At 73.7% G+C, this 14,734-nt stretch carries 10 protein-coding genes and 2 pseudogenes; 6 read left to right on the top strand and 6 right to left on the bottom strand.

Annotated elements, in window-relative coordinates; translation table 11 throughout:
• Positions 1–21: 21 nt before the first annotated feature.
• Entirely contained in the window at positions 22–1,461 is a 1,440-nt protein-coding gene (locus Sdia_RS00145) for a serine protease (RefSeq protein WP_185392999.1), read from the top strand.
• 75 nt (positions 1,462–1,536) lie between these two features.
• On the opposite strand, the gene Sdia_RS00140 is transcribed toward Sdia_RS00145, so the two are convergent.
• Positions 1,537–3,393, bottom strand: coding sequence for a glycoside hydrolase family 3 protein (locus Sdia_RS00140; protein WP_189500422.1), 1,857 nt, complete (start codon positions 3,391–3,393; stop codon positions 1,537–1,539).
• Positions 3,394–3,819: 426 nt separating this feature from the next.
• Here Sdia_RS00140 and recD2 point away from each other — a divergent pair, with 426 nt between their 5' ends.
• Entirely contained in the window at positions 3,820–6,078 is a 2,259-nt protein-coding gene (gene recD2, locus Sdia_RS00135; protein WP_100452652.1) for an SF1B family DNA helicase RecD2, read from the top strand.
• 198 nt (positions 6,079–6,276) lie between these two features.
• Positions 6,277–7,566, top strand: a complete 1,290-nt coding sequence (locus tag Sdia_RS00130; protein ID WP_100452653.1) for a citrate synthase — start codon at positions 6,277–6,279, stop codon at positions 7,564–7,566.
• Between the two features lie 537 nt (positions 7,567–8,103).
• Here Sdia_RS00130 and Sdia_RS00125 read toward each other — a convergent pair.
• The 3 genes and pseudogenes from Sdia_RS00125 to Sdia_RS00120 all read right to left on the bottom strand — a co-directional run.
• Positions 8,104–9,006: pseudogene (locus tag Sdia_RS00125) on the bottom strand (heavy metal translocating P-type ATPase); the annotation flags it as partial.
• A gap of 200 nt (positions 9,007–9,206) precedes the next feature.
• Positions 9,207–9,314: pseudogene (locus tag Sdia_RS30660) on the bottom strand (cation transporter); the annotation flags it as partial.
• Positions 9,315–9,496: 182 nt separating this feature from the next.
• The gene (locus Sdia_RS00120; protein ID WP_115069867.1) at positions 9,497–9,799 is read right to left on the bottom strand and encodes a heavy-metal-associated domain-containing protein; all 303 of its coding nucleotides are present in this window, start codon (positions 9,797–9,799) and stop codon (positions 9,497–9,499) included.
• A gap of 279 nt (positions 9,800–10,078) precedes the next feature.
• Here Sdia_RS00120 and Sdia_RS00115 point away from each other — a divergent pair, with 279 nt between their 5' ends.
• On the top strand, positions 10,079–11,164 hold the full coding sequence (locus Sdia_RS00115) for a zinc-dependent alcohol dehydrogenase family protein (RefSeq protein ID WP_115069868.1): 1,086 nt from the start codon (positions 10,079–10,081) through the stop codon (positions 11,162–11,164).
• Between the two features lie 47 nt (positions 11,165–11,211).
• On the opposite strand, the gene Sdia_RS00110 is transcribed toward Sdia_RS00115, so the two are convergent.
• Both Sdia_RS00110 and Sdia_RS00105 read right to left on the bottom strand, forming a co-directional pair.
• A complete protein-coding gene (locus tag Sdia_RS00110; RefSeq protein ID WP_100452656.1) occupies positions 11,212–11,403 on the bottom strand; it encodes a MerR family transcriptional regulator in 192 nt (63 codons plus the stop codon).
• A gap of 196 nt (positions 11,404–11,599) precedes the next feature.
• Positions 11,600–12,523 carry a sugar phosphate isomerase/epimerase family protein gene (locus tag Sdia_RS00105; RefSeq protein WP_100452657.1) on the bottom strand — a complete coding sequence of 308 codons (924 nt, stop codon included), beginning with the start codon at positions 12,521–12,523 and terminating at the stop codon, positions 11,600–11,602.
• Between the two features lie 287 nt (positions 12,524–12,810).
• On the opposite strand from Sdia_RS00105, the gene iolC reads away from it, so the two are divergent.
• Positions 12,811–13,749, top strand: coding sequence for a 5-dehydro-2-deoxygluconokinase (gene iolC / locus Sdia_RS00100; RefSeq protein ID WP_100453323.1), 939 nt, complete (start codon positions 12,811–12,813; stop codon positions 13,747–13,749).
• Positions 13,746–14,729, top strand: a complete 984-nt coding sequence (locus Sdia_RS00095; RefSeq protein WP_185392998.1) for a Cgl0159 family (beta/alpha)8-fold protein — start codon at positions 13,746–13,748, stop codon at positions 14,727–14,729. The genes iolC and Sdia_RS00095 overlap by 4 nt, the downstream gene beginning before the upstream one ends.
• Positions 14,730–14,734 lie beyond the last annotated feature (5 nt).

The raw sequence follows: 14,734 nt of genomic DNA, 5'->3' as shown, positions 1-14,734 counted from the left end.
GATCGGAACAGGGGAGGGCTCATGCGCACGGTGTTGCGCTGGCTGCTGTCGCTCGTGGTCCTGGCGGGGGCCGTCACGGCCCAGGCCGGCAGCGCGGTGGCGGACCAGGACCCGGCACGCGACGGCCGGGACATCCTTCAGCGGCTGCTGGCGGTCAAGGGCGTCAAGCTCGTCGAGGAGAAGCCGTACGAGGGCTACCGGTACTTCGTCCTCACCTACACCCAGCCGGTCGACCACCGGCACCCCGGGCGGGGCACGTTCGATCAGCGGTTCACCGTGCTGCACAAGGACACCTCGCGGCCCACCGTCTTCCACACCTCCGGCTACGGCGTCTCCACCTCGCCCGGCCGCAGCGAGCCGACCCGGATCGTCGACGGCAACCAGATCTCCCTGGAGTACCGTTACTTCACCCCGTCGCGGCCCGAACCGGCCGACTGGTCCAAGCTGACGATCTGGCAGGGCGCCAGCGACCAGCACCGCCTGTTCACCGCCCTCAAGCCGGTCTACGGCAAGAAGTGGCTGGCCACCGGCGGCTCCAAGGGCGGCATGACCGCCACCTACTACGAGCGGTTCTACCCCCGCGACATGGACGCCGTCGTCGCCTACGTCGCCCCCAACGACGTGGTCGACGACGAGGACTCCGCCTACGACCGCTTCCTCGCCGACGTCGGCACCGCCGAGTGCCGCGAGGCCCTCCACGCCGTCCAGCGCGAGGCCCTCCTGCGCCGCGGGCCCCTCAGTGAGCGGTACGCGGAGCTGGCCGGGAGGACCGGGGCGACCTTCACCACCGTCGGCAGCCTCGACAAGGCGTTCGAGGCCGTCGTCATGGACCTGGCCTGGGGCTTCTGGCAGTACGCCGACGAGGCCGACTGCGCGGACGTCCCCGAGGCCGGTAGCGCCACCGACGCCGAACTCTTCGCCTACGTCGACGAGGTCTCCGGCTGGTCCTTCTACACCGACCAGGGCCTCGCCCCGTACACGCCGTACTACTACCAGGCCGGCACCCAGCTCGGCTCGCCCGGCATCGCCCAGCCGCACCTCGCCGACCTCAGCCGCTACGGCTACCAGGCGCCCCGCGAGTTCGTACCGCGCTCCATCCCCATGCGGTTCGAGAAGCACGCGATGCGCGACGTCGACACCTGGGTCCGCCACCACGCCCGGCGCATGATGTTCGTCTACGGCGAGAACGACCCGTGGAGCGCCGAGCCGTTCCGCCTCGGCGCCGGCGCCCGCGACTCGTACGTGCTGACCGCCCCCGGTGCCAACCACGGCGCCAACGTCGCCGGCCTCGTCCCCGAGGAGAGCGCCCGCGCCACCGCCCGCATCCAGCAGTGGGCGGGTGTCGCCCCCGCCGCCGTCCAGAGCGACCCGGCCGCCGCGGCGCCGCTCGCCGCCTACGACCACACCCTGGACTCCCTCGACGAGCGGCTGCTCCAGAAGTACCGGGGCGGCAGGCTCTGACCTGACCCGGCCCGCGCACGGAGGCGCCGCCCGCACCCTCGGACCACGGGTGCGGGCGGCGCCTCCGTCCGTGCGTCAGTACCGCAGGCCGTACCCGAGCGGCAGCAGTTCCTTCGAGGGGTCGTCGGCCCGCTGCACCGGCACCGGCAGCTTCCCGCGCGGCCGCGCCCGTCCGGCCAGCACCCGCACGGCGGCCCGCAGCTCCACGTCGGTCCACGAGTAGGTGGCGAGTACCGCGTCCGCCTCCGGCAACTGCGCCACGTCGTACGGGTTGCGGATGGCCAGCACCACCACCGGCACCCCGGTCGCGGCCAGCGCCCGCACCAGCTTCTGCTGGGCGCTGCCCGCCGTCACGTTGTACGTCGCGACGATCACCGCGTCCTTGCCCTCGGCCGCCGCCACCGCCGCGTCGATCACCGCCTGGGTGGGGGCGGTCCCGGTCGGCAGCGTGGTCACCCGGAAGCCGAGTTCCTTCAGCTCCCCGGTGAGCGTGGTGGTCGGCGGACCGGTGGTGCCCGACGGGGAGGCCGGATCGGCGCCGAGGACCAGCAGGTCCCGATGGGTGCGCCGGTTCAGCGGGAGCAGGCCGTCGCGGTGGGCCAGCAGGGTCGTGGTGCGCTCGGCGATCCGGTCGGCCTCGGCCAGGTGCCCGCGCGTCCCCACGGTCCGGTCGACCTCCCGGCGTGTCACGTACGGATCCTCGAACAGGCCGCGCTTCGCCTTCAGTTCGAGGATGCGCAGCACCGAGGTGTCGATCCGCTCCTCGGTCAGCTCACCGTCGCGCACCGCCGCCAGCACCGCGTCGTACGCCACCTTGATGCTCGGCGGGTTGAGCAGCTGGTCCACCCCGGCCAGCAGGGCGAGCACCGGCACCCGGTCGTCGCCGTACTTGGTGCGCACCCCCTCCATGCCGAGCGAGTCGGTGACCACCACCCCGTCGTAGCCCAGCTCCTCGCGGAGGATGCCGGTCAGGATCGGGCGGGAGAGCGTCGCCGGGTCCTCGGACGGGTCCAGGGAGGGCACCACGATGTGCGCCGTCATGATCGAGTCGATGCCCGCCGCGACGGCCGCCCGGAACGGCGGCGCGTCCAGCCGCTCCCACTCCTCTCGGGTGTGGTTGATGGTCGGCAGCGCCTCGTGGCTGTCGGTGGTGGTGTCGCCGTGGCCGGGGAAGTGCTTGGCGCAGGAGGCGACCCCGGCCCCCTGGTACCCCTTGACCTGCGCGGCCACCAGCTCGGCCACCGCCTCGGGGTCGGAGCTGAAGGAGCGCACGTTGATCACCGGGTTGGCCGGGTTGACGTTGACGTCGGCGTCGGGCGCGTAGTTCTGGAGGATGCCGAGGGCGGCCAGTTCGGCGCCCGCGATGCGCGCGGCCCGCCGGGTGTCCGAGCGGCTGCCGCCCGCGCCCAGCGCCATCGCGCCCGGCAGCAGGGTGGCGGGCGCGCCGACCCGGCAGACGATGCCGTGCTCCTGGTCGGTGGAGATCAGCACGGGCAGGCCGTTCCTCCGGCCGAGGGACGCGCGCTGGATGCCGTTGGAGAGCCCGGCGATCTGGTGCGGGTCGCGGGTGTTGTGCGCCCAGGTGAAGTAGATGATGCCGCCGACGTGGTACGTGGAGATCAGCTCGGCGGCGTCGCGGACGCCCAGTTCCTCGAGGTTGGCGTCGACGTCCGCCTGGTCCGGGTCGGTCGCGGTGTGGCCGTAGACCCGCATGACGAAGAGCTGGCCGACCTTCTCCTCCAGGCTCATCCGGGAGAGCATCGCCCTGAGCTGCTTGCGGGTCGGTCTGCGCGCGGCGGGTGTGACGGCGTTCGCCGCGCCCTGGGCGCCGACGGCCGCGGAGGCGGAGGTGCTGACGGTGGCCGCGGCGGCGGCTCCCGCGCCCGCCGCCAGCACGGCGCGGCGGGAGGTGCCGGGGGATCGGTGGTGCACGTGCGCTCCTTCCGGTGGGAGGGGCGCCGGGCGGGTGCGCGCTGCCCGTGCCGCCTCGACGGACAGCCCCTGAAGGAAACTGCCAGGAATCACGGATAGCCCGAAGATTTCTGCCAGTCAAGGGGCGGGGCGCGTGTTGCGGACGAGGCCCGCGCCGCTTGTCCGCCTTTGCCTCGACTGGGGCAGGCCCGCACATCGTTCGAGGGGCCCGGTCCACGGACCGGGCCCCTCGTGTCTCCCCCCCCCCGGAGGTCCCCCCTCCAGCTCAGGACTCCCTGCATCTCCCCCCGGAAATCCCCCCGGAAGCCCTGACGTCACGTAAGACAGTCGTCCCTCACCAAGGGTTGTACGGAGAACGCGAGGAGTTGCGAGGAGATTTCCCCGGCCCCCTCCGGCCCCACCGCCGCCCGGGCGTACGGTCGGCCCATGGCCAGCACTTCCCCGCACGGGCCCCGCCCCGCCCTCGCCGTCCTGGAAGCCGTCCTCGAACGGATCACCTACGCCAACGAGGAGAACGGCTACACCGTCGCCCGGGTCGACACCGGCCGCGGTGGCGGGGACCTGCTCACCGTGGTCGGGGCGCTGCTCGGGGCGCAGCCGGGGGAGTCGCTGCGGATGGAGGGGCGGTGGGGGTCGCACCCGCAGTACGGCAAGCAGTTCACCGTGGAGAACTACACGACGGTGCTCCCCGCCACCGTGCAGGGCATCCGCCGCTACCTCGGCTCCGGCCTGATCAAGGGCATCGGCCCGCGCATCGCCGACCGCATCACCGAGCATTTCGGCGTCGACACCCTCGACGTCATCGAGACCGACGCGAAGCGCCTGGTCGAGGTCCCCGGGCTCGGCCCCAAGCGGACCAGGCTGATCGCCGCCGCCTGGGAGGAGCAGAAGGCGATCAAGGAGGTGATGGTCTTCCTCCAGGGCGTCGGTGTCACCACCTCCATCGCGGTACGCATCTACAAGAAGTACGGTGACGCCTCCATCTCCGTCGTCCGCAACCAGCCCTACCGGCTCGCCGCCGACGTCTGGGGCATCGGCTTCCTCACCGCCGACCGCATCGCCCAGGCCGTCGGCATCCCGCACGACAGCCCGGACCGCGTCAAGGCCGGCCTCCAGTACGCCCTCTCCCAGTCCAGCGACCAGGGCCACGTCTACCTCCCCGAGGACCGGCTCATCGCCGACGCCGTCAAACTCCTCCAGGTCGACACCGGCCTGGTCATCGACTGCCTCGCCGAACTCGCCGAGGACGAGGAGGGCGTGGTCCGCGAGAAGGTCCCCGGACCCGACGGGGAACCCGTCACCGCCGTCTACCTGGTCCCCTTCCACCGGGCCGAACTCTCGCTCGCCGCCCAGCTGCTGCGCCTGCTGCGCGCCCCGGACGACCGGATGCCCGCCTTCCGCCACGTCGACTGGGAGAAGGCGCTCGGGTGGCTGGCCCACCGCACCGGCACCGAACTCGCCCCCGAACAGCGGGACGCCGTCCGGCTCGCGCTCACCGAGAAGGCGGCCGTGCTCACCGGCGGGCCCGGCTGCGGCAAGTCCTTCACCGTCCGCTCGGTGGTCGAACTGGCCCGCGCCAAGGGCGCCAAGGTGGTCCTCGCCGCCCCCACCGGCCGCGCCGCCAAGCGGCTGGCCGAACTGACCGGCGCCGAAGCCTCCACCGTCCACCGCCTGCTGGAACTGCGGCCCGGCGGGGACGCCGCGTACGACCGGGACCGGCCGCTCGACGCCGACCTCGTGGTGGTCGACGAGGCGTCCATGCTGGACGTGCTGCTCGCCAACAAGCTGGTCAAGGCGGTCGCGCCCGGCGCCCACCTGCTCTTCGTCGGCGACGTCGACCAGCTGCCCAGCGTCGGCGCCGGCGAGGTGCTGCGCGACCTGCTCGCCGACGGCGGACCGATCCCCTCCGTCCGGCTGACCAGGATCTTCCGCCAGGCCCAGCGCTCCGGCGTCGTCACCAACGCCCACCGCATCAACGCGGGCACCCCGCCGCTGACCCAGGGGCTCGACGACTTCTTCCTCTTCGTGGAGGACGACACCGAGGAGGTCGGCCGCCTCACGGTCGACGTGGCCGCCCGCCGGGTCCCGGCCCGCTTCGGCCTCGACCCGCGCCGCGACATCCAGGTCCTCGCCCCCATGCACCGCGGCCCGGCCGGCGCGGGTGCCCTGAACGGCCTCCTCCAGCAGGCCATCACCCCGCCCCGGCCCGACCTTCCCGAGAAGCGGTTCGGCGGCCGCGTCTTTCGCGTCGGGGACAAAGTCACCCAGATCCGTAACAATTATGAGAAAGGGCTCAACGGCGTCTTCAACGGTACCGTCGGGGTCGTCACCGCCCTGAACGCCGAGGAGCAGCGGCTGACCGTGCTCACCGACGAGGACGAGGAGGTCCCGTACGACTTCGACGAGCTGGACGAGCTGGCGCACGCCTACGCCGTGACGATCCACCGTTCGCAGGGCAGCGAGTACCCGGCGGTGGTGGTGCCGGTGACCACCAGCGCCTGGATGATGCTCCAGCGCAACCTGCTCTACACCGCCGTCACCCGGGCCAAGAGGCTGGTGGTCCTGGTGGGCTCGCGGAAGGCGCTCGGCCAGGCGGTGCGCACGGTCTCCGCGGGGCGCAGGTGCACCGCGCTGGACCACCGGCTGCTCTCCGGAGCGCCGAGCCGGTCGTTCCATCAGAAATGATCGATCAAAGCGGTGGGATACGTCACGGAGCCCTTCCGGAACCGGGGGGAGAGGGGCAGGATGAACAGGTTGGCGGCACTGAGTGCCGCCAAAGGGCCGAAGGGTCGACCCCGAGTGCACTCTCCTGAGCCAAATGGGGGATGGTAGAGACAGTCAGGGCACCTCGAAGATGAGGCACTACGTCGGTGAGGGAAAGACGTGAGCGACAACTCTGTAGTACTGCGGTTCGGCGACAGTGAGCACACCTACCCGGTGATCGACTCCACCGTCGGCGACAAGGGCTTCGACATCGGGAAGCTTCGCGCCCAGACGGGTCTGGTGACCCTCGACAGCGGCTATGGCAACACCGCGGCGTACAAATCCGGGATCACGTATCTCGACGGTGAGCAGGGCATCCTCCGCTACCGCGGGTACCCCATCGAGCAGCTGGCGGAGAACTCCGCCTTCACCGAGGTGGCGTACCTGCTGATCAACGGCGAGCTGCCGACCGTCGACCAGCTCGCGGAGTTCAAGAACGAGATCACGCAGCACACGCTCCTCCACGAGGACGTGAAGCGGTTCTTCGACGGCTTCCCGCGCGACGCCCACCCGATGGCCATGCTGTCGTCCGTGGTCAGCGCGCTGTCGACGTTCTACCAGGACAGCCACAACCCGTTCGACGAGGAGCAGCGCCACCTCTCGACGATCCGCCTCCTGGCCAAGCTGCCCACCATCGCGGCCTACGCCTACAAGAAGTCGATCGGTCAGCCCTTCGTCTACCCGCGCAACGACCTGGGCTACGTCGAGAACTTCCTGCGGATGACCTTCTCGGTCCCCGCCCAGGAGTACGAGCCCGACCCGGTCGTCGTCTCGGCGCTGGACAAGCTCTTCATCCTGCACGCCGACCACGAGCAGAACTGCTCCACGTCCACGGTGCGCCTGGTCGGCTCCTCGCAGGCCAACATGTTCGCCTCCATCTCCGCCGGCATCTCCGCGCTGTGGGGCCCGCTGCACGGCGGCGCCAACCAGTCGGTGCTGGAGATGCTGGAAGGCATCCAGGCCGACGGCGGCGACGTCGACTCCTTCATCCGCAAGGTGAAGAACAAGGAGGACGGCGTCCGGCTGATGGGCTTCGGCCACCGCGTCTACAAGAGCTTCGACCCGCGGGCGAAGATCATCAAGGCGGCGGCGCACGACGTCCTCTCCGCGCTCGGCAAGTCCGACGAGCTGCTGGACATCGCGCTCAAGCTGGAGGAGCACGCGCTCTCGGACGACTACTTCGTGTCGCGCAACCTCTACCCGAACGTGGACTTCTACACCGGGCTGATCTACCGCGCCATGGGCTTCCCGACCGAGATGTTCACGGTGCTGTTCGCGCTGGGCCGCCTGCCCGGGTGGATCGCCCAGTGGACCGAGATGATCAAGGAGCCCGGATCGCGCATCGGGCGCCCGCGCCAGATCTACACCGGCGAGGTCCTTCGCGACTTCGTCCCGGTCGAGTCCCGCTGACCGAGGCGCGCGCTCCGGCGCGCAGCAGGGGCCGCGCCCCACTTGGCCCGTCTTTTCCCCGTACCGCGGGGAAGGGGCGGGCTTTCGGCCTTTCCGGGCCCGGGGCGGCGGCCGGGGGAGGGTCGCCGGCGGTCCCGGGTGCGGCACGGCGAAGGGTGCGCGTGAGCGTAGAAAGCGCCCCGGCATCAGTCCCCCCACGGGCCGATGCTCGGGGCGCTTTCCAGTGTCCCGAGCGGATTCCCCCCACGGGATCCGGCCGGGCGTCTGTGCGGTCTGCCAGGACACGTACGTACGGGAGGGCCGCTCAAAGCTCCCCGGTGCACGTGCCCCGGCCTACACGGTGTCGAAGAACGTCCCCCAAGACGTCCTCCCGATTCCGGAAACGTCCCCCAAGACATTTCCGGTATCGCCTTCTTAGACTCACGAGCCCCCCACTTGGTTACGTTGTGGAGAGTGTGATCTGCGTCTCTCGCATGACCTGAATACCGCTGCGAGAGCCCCGGGGCCCGGGGTCCAAGAGTAAGGGTAGTGCGTCAACTATGTGAAGGACTTGAGGCGAAGACTGTTGGTAACGACGAAGACCGAGGAGAAGGCCATCGCGGCCCCCGCGATCATCGGGTTCAGCAGTCCCGCGGCGGCCGGCGGAAGCGCCGCCACGTTGTAGCCGAAGGCCCAGCAGAGGTTGCCCTTGATGGTGGCCAGAGTGCGCCGGGAGAGCCGGATGGCGTCGGCCGCCGCCCGCAGGTCCCCGCGGACGAGCGTCAGGTCCCCGGCCTCGATCGCCGCGTCCGTCCCGGTGCCCATGGCGAGCCCCAGGTCGGCGGTGGCCAGCGCCGCCGCGTCGTTGACGCCGTCGCCCACCATCGCCACCGTACGCCCCTCGGCGCGCAGCCGCTCCACCTCGGCGACCTTCCCCTCGGGGAGCACCCCGGCCACCACCCGTTCGATCCCGACGGCGCGGGCGACCTCGGCGGCCACGGCGGGGTTGTCCCCGGTCAGCAGGACCGGCGTGAGGCCGAGTGCGCGCAGGTCGCGCACAGCCTCGGCGCTGGTCTCCCGGAGTGTGTCGGCGAGCGTCAGGAGTCCGCGTACGGCTCCGTCCCGGCCGACCGCCACCACGGTCCGCCCGCGCGCCTCGGCGGCCGCCAGCTCCCGTTCCAGCTCCTCGGGGAGCGGCATCCCCTCCTCGGTCAGCAGCCGGGGCCGCCCGGCGGCGACCCGGCGGCCCTCGACGGTGCCGCGCACGCCGAGCCCGGACGTACTGGTGAAGCCGGAGACGGGCGGGAGCGGGCCGTGGCGTTCCTCGGCGGCCCGGGCCAGCGCCCGGGCGACGGGGTGCTCGGAGGCGTGCTCCAGGGCGCCGGCGAGCCGCAGCAGCGCCGCCTCGTCGGTGCCGGTGGCGGGAAGGACCTCGGCCAGCTCCATGCGGCCGGTGGTGAGGGCGCGGCGAGCAGCGCGGAGACGGTGAACCGCTGCCGCAGGGCCCCGGTCTCGGCGTCGCCGGACGCACCGGAAGCCCCGGGCCCGCCCTCCGGGGACTTCGGGACCGGTCCGGGCTCCGGCGGGCGGATCTCCTCGGCGGTGTAGCCGGTGCGGACCACGGTGGCGATCAGGTCGGCCACGCCGAGGTCCTCGCCCGGCGTGTAGGCGACCTTCGCCTTCTCGGTGGCGTAGTTGACGGTGGCGGTGACGCCGGGCACGCGGTTGAGCTTCTTCTCCACCCGGGCCGCGCAGGAGGCGCAGGTCATCCCGCCGACGCTCAGCTCGACCTCGGTGGTCGCGGGTGCTGCCGGCCGCTCGGGGGCCGTGCTGGTGCTCATGGTCTGGCGGTCTCCGCTACGGGACTGGGGGAGGGGCCGGGCGGACCGGCCCGTCCGTGGTGCGGCCCCGCCCGGCGTACCGGGGCGGGGCGGGGGCGTGCGCGCCGGGGTCAGGCGCGGCCGGTCAGTTCGTAGCCGGCCTCGTCGACGGCGGCGCGGACGGCCTCCTCGTCGAGCGGGGCGGCGGAGGTGACCGTCACCCTGCCGGTGGCGGCCTCGGCGTTGACCGAGGAGACGCCGGGGAGTGCGGAGACCTCCTCGGCGACGGCCCCCTCGCAGTGGCCGCAGGTCATGCCGGTGACGGTGTAGACCGTGGTGAGTGCGCCGGTGTCCGCGCAGCCGCCGGAGGAGCCGGCCGGCCCCGAGCAGCAGGAGCCGGTGGCCTGCGTCTGGTCCTGGGTGTCGTTGGTCATGGTGTCCTCCTGACGGGCCGTCCCGTTCGGGCGGGTCCGGCCGCGATGGCGTGGATGGTACGGATGGTCGTGATGTCCAGGATGGGCGGCGGTGGTGCGCGCGGCACCGGTGGGGTGGGCGTGCGGGCCGGTGCTTCCCGGGCAGGTGAGGTCAGAGGTGCGCCCGGGAGGGCCGCCCATGAGTGCAGCCTATACCCCTAGGGGGTATGAATCCACCTCCCGGGCGGCACAGTGAGCCGCGTGGCCCGCCCCGGGGCCGCCAGGAAGAAGGGTGATCCGATGCGCGCAGTGGTCTTCGAACGGTTCGGCGGGCGTCCCGAGGTACGGGAGCTCCCGGACCCCGCGCCCTCACCCGAAGGGGTGGTCGTGCGGGTGGAGGCCACCGGCGTCTGCCGCAGCGACTGGCACGGCTGGCAGGGCCACGACCCGGACATCGCCCTCCCGCACGTCCCCGGCCACGAGCTGTCCGGCACGGTCGCGGCCACCGGGGCCCGCGTCACCCGCTTCCGGGCCGGGGACCGCGTCACCGTCCCCTTCGTCTGCGCCTGCGGCACCTGCCCGGCCTGCGCCCAGGGCGACCAGCAGGTCTGCGAGCGGCAGACCCAGCCCGGCTTCACCCACCACGGCTCCTTCGCCGAGTACGTCGCCCTCGACCACGCCGACACCAATCTGGTCGGCCTCCCGGACGGCCTCGCCCACCCGACCGCCGCCGGACTCGGCTGCCGCTTCGCCACCGCCCACCGTGCCGTGACGGCGCGGGGCCGGGTCGCCCCCGGCGAATGGGTCGCCGTGCACGGCTGCGGCGGGGTCGGCCTCTCCGCCGTGATGATCGCGGCCGCCGCCGGGGCCCGCGTCCTCGCCGTCGACGTCTCGCCGGACGCCCTGGAGCTGGCCCGCCGCTTCGGCGCCGAGGTCTGCCTCGACGCCCGGGTCGGCGTCGTCCCCGCCGACAGCGCCGTCCGGCCCGGCTCCGGCGGGGAGGTCGCGGCGGCCGTCCGCGAACTCACCGGCGGCGGCGCCCACCTCTCCCTCGACGCCCTCGGCTCGCCCGCCACCTGCGTCGCCTCGGTCGAGGGGCTGCGGCGCCGGGGCCGCCACGTCCAGGTCGGCCTGCTCCCGCCCGCCACCGGGCGCCCCGTCGTCCCGATGGACCGCGTGATCGCCCACGAGCTGGAGATCCTCGGCAGCCACGGCATGGCCGCCCACGCCTACCCCGCCCTCCTGGCCCAGGTCGCCGACGGCACCCTGCGCCCCGACCTCCTCGTCACCGCCGTACGCCCCCTGGCGGAGGCCCCGGACGCGCTGGCCGCCCTGGGGGCGGCGCCGGGGGTGCCGGGGATCACGGTGATCGAGCCCTGGGCTTGAGGCCGGCCGGGCCGGAACACGCCCGCTGCGAGCGGGCGCGGGGTGCCCTACCTCCCCCGGTTCCGTGGCCGCCCGGCCACCCAGCGGCGAACGGTGTCGGCGTGCCAGTAGGGCCGGCCGGCACGGGTCAGGTCGGGCGGGGGGAGCTGCCCGCTCTTGCGGTAGGAGCGCACGGTGTCGGGCCGGACCCCGATGTGCGCGGCGATCTCCCGGTACGACCACAGGTCCCGGTCGCTCACGTGGACACCTCCCGTCCGCGCGCCCCCTGGGCGGCGCTCCGTCGCGCCGCCGAGGTGCCAGGGGCCCGCTCTCGGACGGTGACCACCCTGGTGCGGCGGGCACCGCCCGCCCGGGAGCGCGGGCGGTGCCGTGAAGCGACCGTGACAAAGGTGTGGCGGGACCAGGACACCTCGGGGCCCCGGACGGGGTGGCCGCTCACCCGTCCAGGTAGGACTCCAGCAGGGCCCGGGTGCGTCGCGCCACCGGCAGCGGGCGGTCCGGCGGGCACGGGTACATGTCCTGCTCGACGATGGCGAAGAGGTCGACGCCGAGCGGCCGGGCCGCCGCCAGCACCGGCTCCAGCGCGGGCACGCCGAGCGGCGGCTCGCACATCACGCCCTGTGCGACCGCCGGGCCGAACGGCAGGTCCTGGGCGCGCACCCGGGCCAGCACCTCCGGGTCGACCTGTTTGAGGTGGAGGTAGCCGAGCCGCCGGCCGTAGGTCTCGATCAGGCGGACGCTGTCACCGCCGCAGTAGGCGTAGTGGCCGGTGTCCAGGCAGAGTTCGACCAGGTCCGGGTCGGTGGTGTCGAGGAGGCGGACGACGTGCTCCTCGGTGTCCACGTGGGTGTCGGCGTGCGGGTGGACCACGGTGCGCAGTCCGTACTCCTCGCGGACCCGGTGGGCCAGGCGTTCCGTCAGCCGGGACAGGTCGCGCCAGGCGGCCGGGGTCAGCTCGCGGTCCTCCAGCACCTCGCCGGTCTTGTCGTCGCGCCAGAAGGCGGGGATCGCCACCAGGTACCCGGCGCCCGCCTCCCGGGTCAGTTCCGCGACCTTCGCGACGTGCGCCCAGGTCTCCTCCCAGACCGCCTCACCCCGGTGCAGGCCGGTGAAGACGGTGCCCGCCGACACGCTCAGCCCGCGGCGCGCCGTCTCGTCCCGCAGCCGTGCCGGGTCGGTGGGGAGGTAGCCGTACGGCCCCAGCTCGATCCAGGTGTACCCCGCCTCGGCCACCTCGTCGAGGAACCGGTCCCAGCCGACCTGGTGCGGGTCGTCGGGGAACCAGACGCCCCACGAGTCGGGCGCCGACCCGATCCGCAGCCGGGAGGCCGGGGGCCGGGGCTCGTTCGTACGGTGCATCAGATGTCCGCCTTCCGGTCGCCGTCCGGGACGGCGCGGTGCCGTCCGCCCTTCCCGGCCAGCCTGCCCGATCACGGGCGCGGGGGTTCGTCCGAATGTCCGGACAAAATGTTGACAGGGTTCCGTGCCGCCGACTAGACCTGGGCACGCCCCGGGTCCGGTCCCGTACCGGCCGGGGCGGACCGCCGCAGCGACGACGCAGCGAGGGGGAGACCGTGACGGGCGCACAGCCGGGACGCGGAAGCGGGCAGCAGCCATCCGGGCCGCCGGACGACGCGGCGTACGACCTGATCGCCCTCGGGCGGCTCGGCGTCGACCTCTACCCGCTGCGGACCGGAGTGCCCCTCGCCGAGGTGGACACCTTCGGGAAGTTCCTCGGCGGCTCGCCCGCCAACGTCGCCGTCGCCGCGGCCCGGCTCGGACGGCGTACCGCCCTGGTCAGCCGGACCGGTGACGACCCGTTCGGCGACTACCTGCGGGCCGAGCTGGAGCGCTTCGGCGTCGACGCGCGGTGGGTGGCGCCCGTACCCGACCTGCCCACCCCCCTCACGTTCTGCGAGATCTTCCCGCCGGACGACTTCCCGCTCCACTTCTACCGGCGGCCCCAGGCACCCGACCTCCGGATCACCGCCGACTCCCTCGACCTCGACGCGATCGGCGCCGCCCGCGTCCTGTGGACCACCGGTACCGGGCTGAGCGCCGAACCGAGCCGCGCCGCCACTCTCGCCGCCCTCGCCCACCGGCGCCGTACCGCCCACACCGTCCTCGACCTCGACTGGCGGCCCATGCTCTGGGACGAGGCCGAGCGGCCCCGCGCCCGCGCCCACTACGCCGACGCCCTCGCCCTCGCCACCGTCGCCGTCGGCAACCTCGCCGAGTGCGAACAGGCCACCGGCCACCGCGCGCCGGACGCCGCCGCCGACGCCCTGCTCGCCGCCGGAGTCACCCTCGCCGTCGTCAAACAGGGACCGGACGGCGTCCTCGCCGCCCACCGCGACGGCACCCGGGTCACCGTCCCGCCCGTCCCCGTCGAGGTGGTCAACGGCCTCGGCGCCGGGGACGCCTTCGGCGGCGCCCTCTGCCACGGCCTGCTCGACGGCCGGCCGCTGGAGTGGACGGTCCGGTACGCCAACGCGGCCGGGGCCCTCGTCGCCGGACGCCTCGCCTGCTCCTCCGCGATGCCCCGCGCCGACGAGATCGACGCGCTCCTCGGCGGTGCGCGGTGAACGCCCCCCACGCCGTCGACGCGGCCGCCCTCGCCCGGCTGCGGGCCCACCACCCCGAGGCGGTCGCCGAGGCCGCCGCCCGCCGCCGCCGCGGACCGCTGCCTGCCCCGGACGGCCGGCTGCTGATCCTCGCCGCCGACCATCCCGCCCGTGGCGCCCTCGGCGCCGGCCGCGGCGACCACGCCATGGCCGACCGTGCCGGACTGCTCGCCCGGCTGCGCCTCGGCCTCTCCCGACCCGGCGTCGACGGCGTCCTCGCCAGCGCCGACGTCCTCGACGACCTGCTGCTGCTCGGCGCCCTGGAGGGCAAGGCGGTCATCGGCTCGATGAACCGCGGCGGCCTCGCCGGGGCCGCCTTCGAACTCGACGACCGCTTCACCGGCTTCCGTCCCGAGGACCTCGCCCGCTCCCGCTACGACGCCGGGAAGCTGCTGCTGCGCCTCGACTACGACGACCCCGGCTCCCTCACCACCCTGCACGCGGCGGCCCGCGCCGTCGACGCCATGGCGGCGCTGCGGCTCCCCGTCTTCGTCGAGCCGTTCCTCTGCCGCCGGGTCGGCGGGGAACTGCGGACCGACCTGGGCGCCGACGCCGTCACCACCTCCCTCGCCGTCGCCTCCGGCCTCGGCGGCACCTCCGCCTACACCTGGCTCAAGGTGCCCGTCACCGACGACGCCGACGACATGGCGCGGGTCACGGCCGCCTCCACGCTGCCCGCCGTCCTGCTCGGCGGACCGGTCGGCCCGGCGGGCGAGGGGGAGGCCACCTACGAGCGGTGGCGCACCGCCCTCGCGCTGCCCACGGTGTGCGGCCTCGTCGCCGGACGCGCCCTGCTCTACCCGCCCGACGGGGACGTGGCCGCCGCCGTCGACACCGCCGCCGCCCTCGTCCACGGGGCGGCCCGGACCGAGGCGACCCGAGCCCTGCCCGGCCGGTCGCGCGGCCTGCCGGCGCCGCGCGGGGTAGGAGAGCACCCATGACGACG

It is taken from the genome of Streptomyces diastaticus subsp. diastaticus (assembly GCF_011170125.1).
Lineage (GTDB): Bacteria > Actinomycetota > Actinomycetes > Streptomycetales > Streptomycetaceae > Streptomyces > Streptomyces diastaticus.
The sequence above is the reverse complement of the archived record's forward strand: the minus strand, read 5'-3'. Positions and strand labels throughout refer to the sequence as shown.

What these genes read in the sequence shown, in the direction of transcription:
- Sdia_RS00115 (WP_115069868.1), top strand. Translation starts at nt 10,079, where the DNA reads ATGCGCGCAGTGGTCTTCGAACGGTTCGGCGGGCGTCCCGAGGTACGG.
- recD2 (WP_100452652.1), top strand. Translation starts at nt 3,820, where the DNA reads ATGGCCAGCACTTCCCCGCACGGGCCCCGCCCCGCCCTCGCCGTCCTG.
- Sdia_RS00120 (WP_115069867.1), bottom strand. Translation starts at nt 9,799, where the DNA reads ATGACCAACGACACCCAGGACCAGACGCAGGCCACCGGCTCCTGCTGC.
- Sdia_RS00145 (WP_185392999.1), top strand. Translation starts at nt 22, where the DNA reads ATGCGCACGGTGTTGCGCTGGCTGCTGTCGCTCGTGGTCCTGGCGGGG.
- Sdia_RS00105 (WP_100452657.1), bottom strand. Translation starts at nt 12,523, where the DNA reads ATGCACCGTACGAACGAGCCCCGGCCCCCGGCCTCCCGGCTGCGGATC.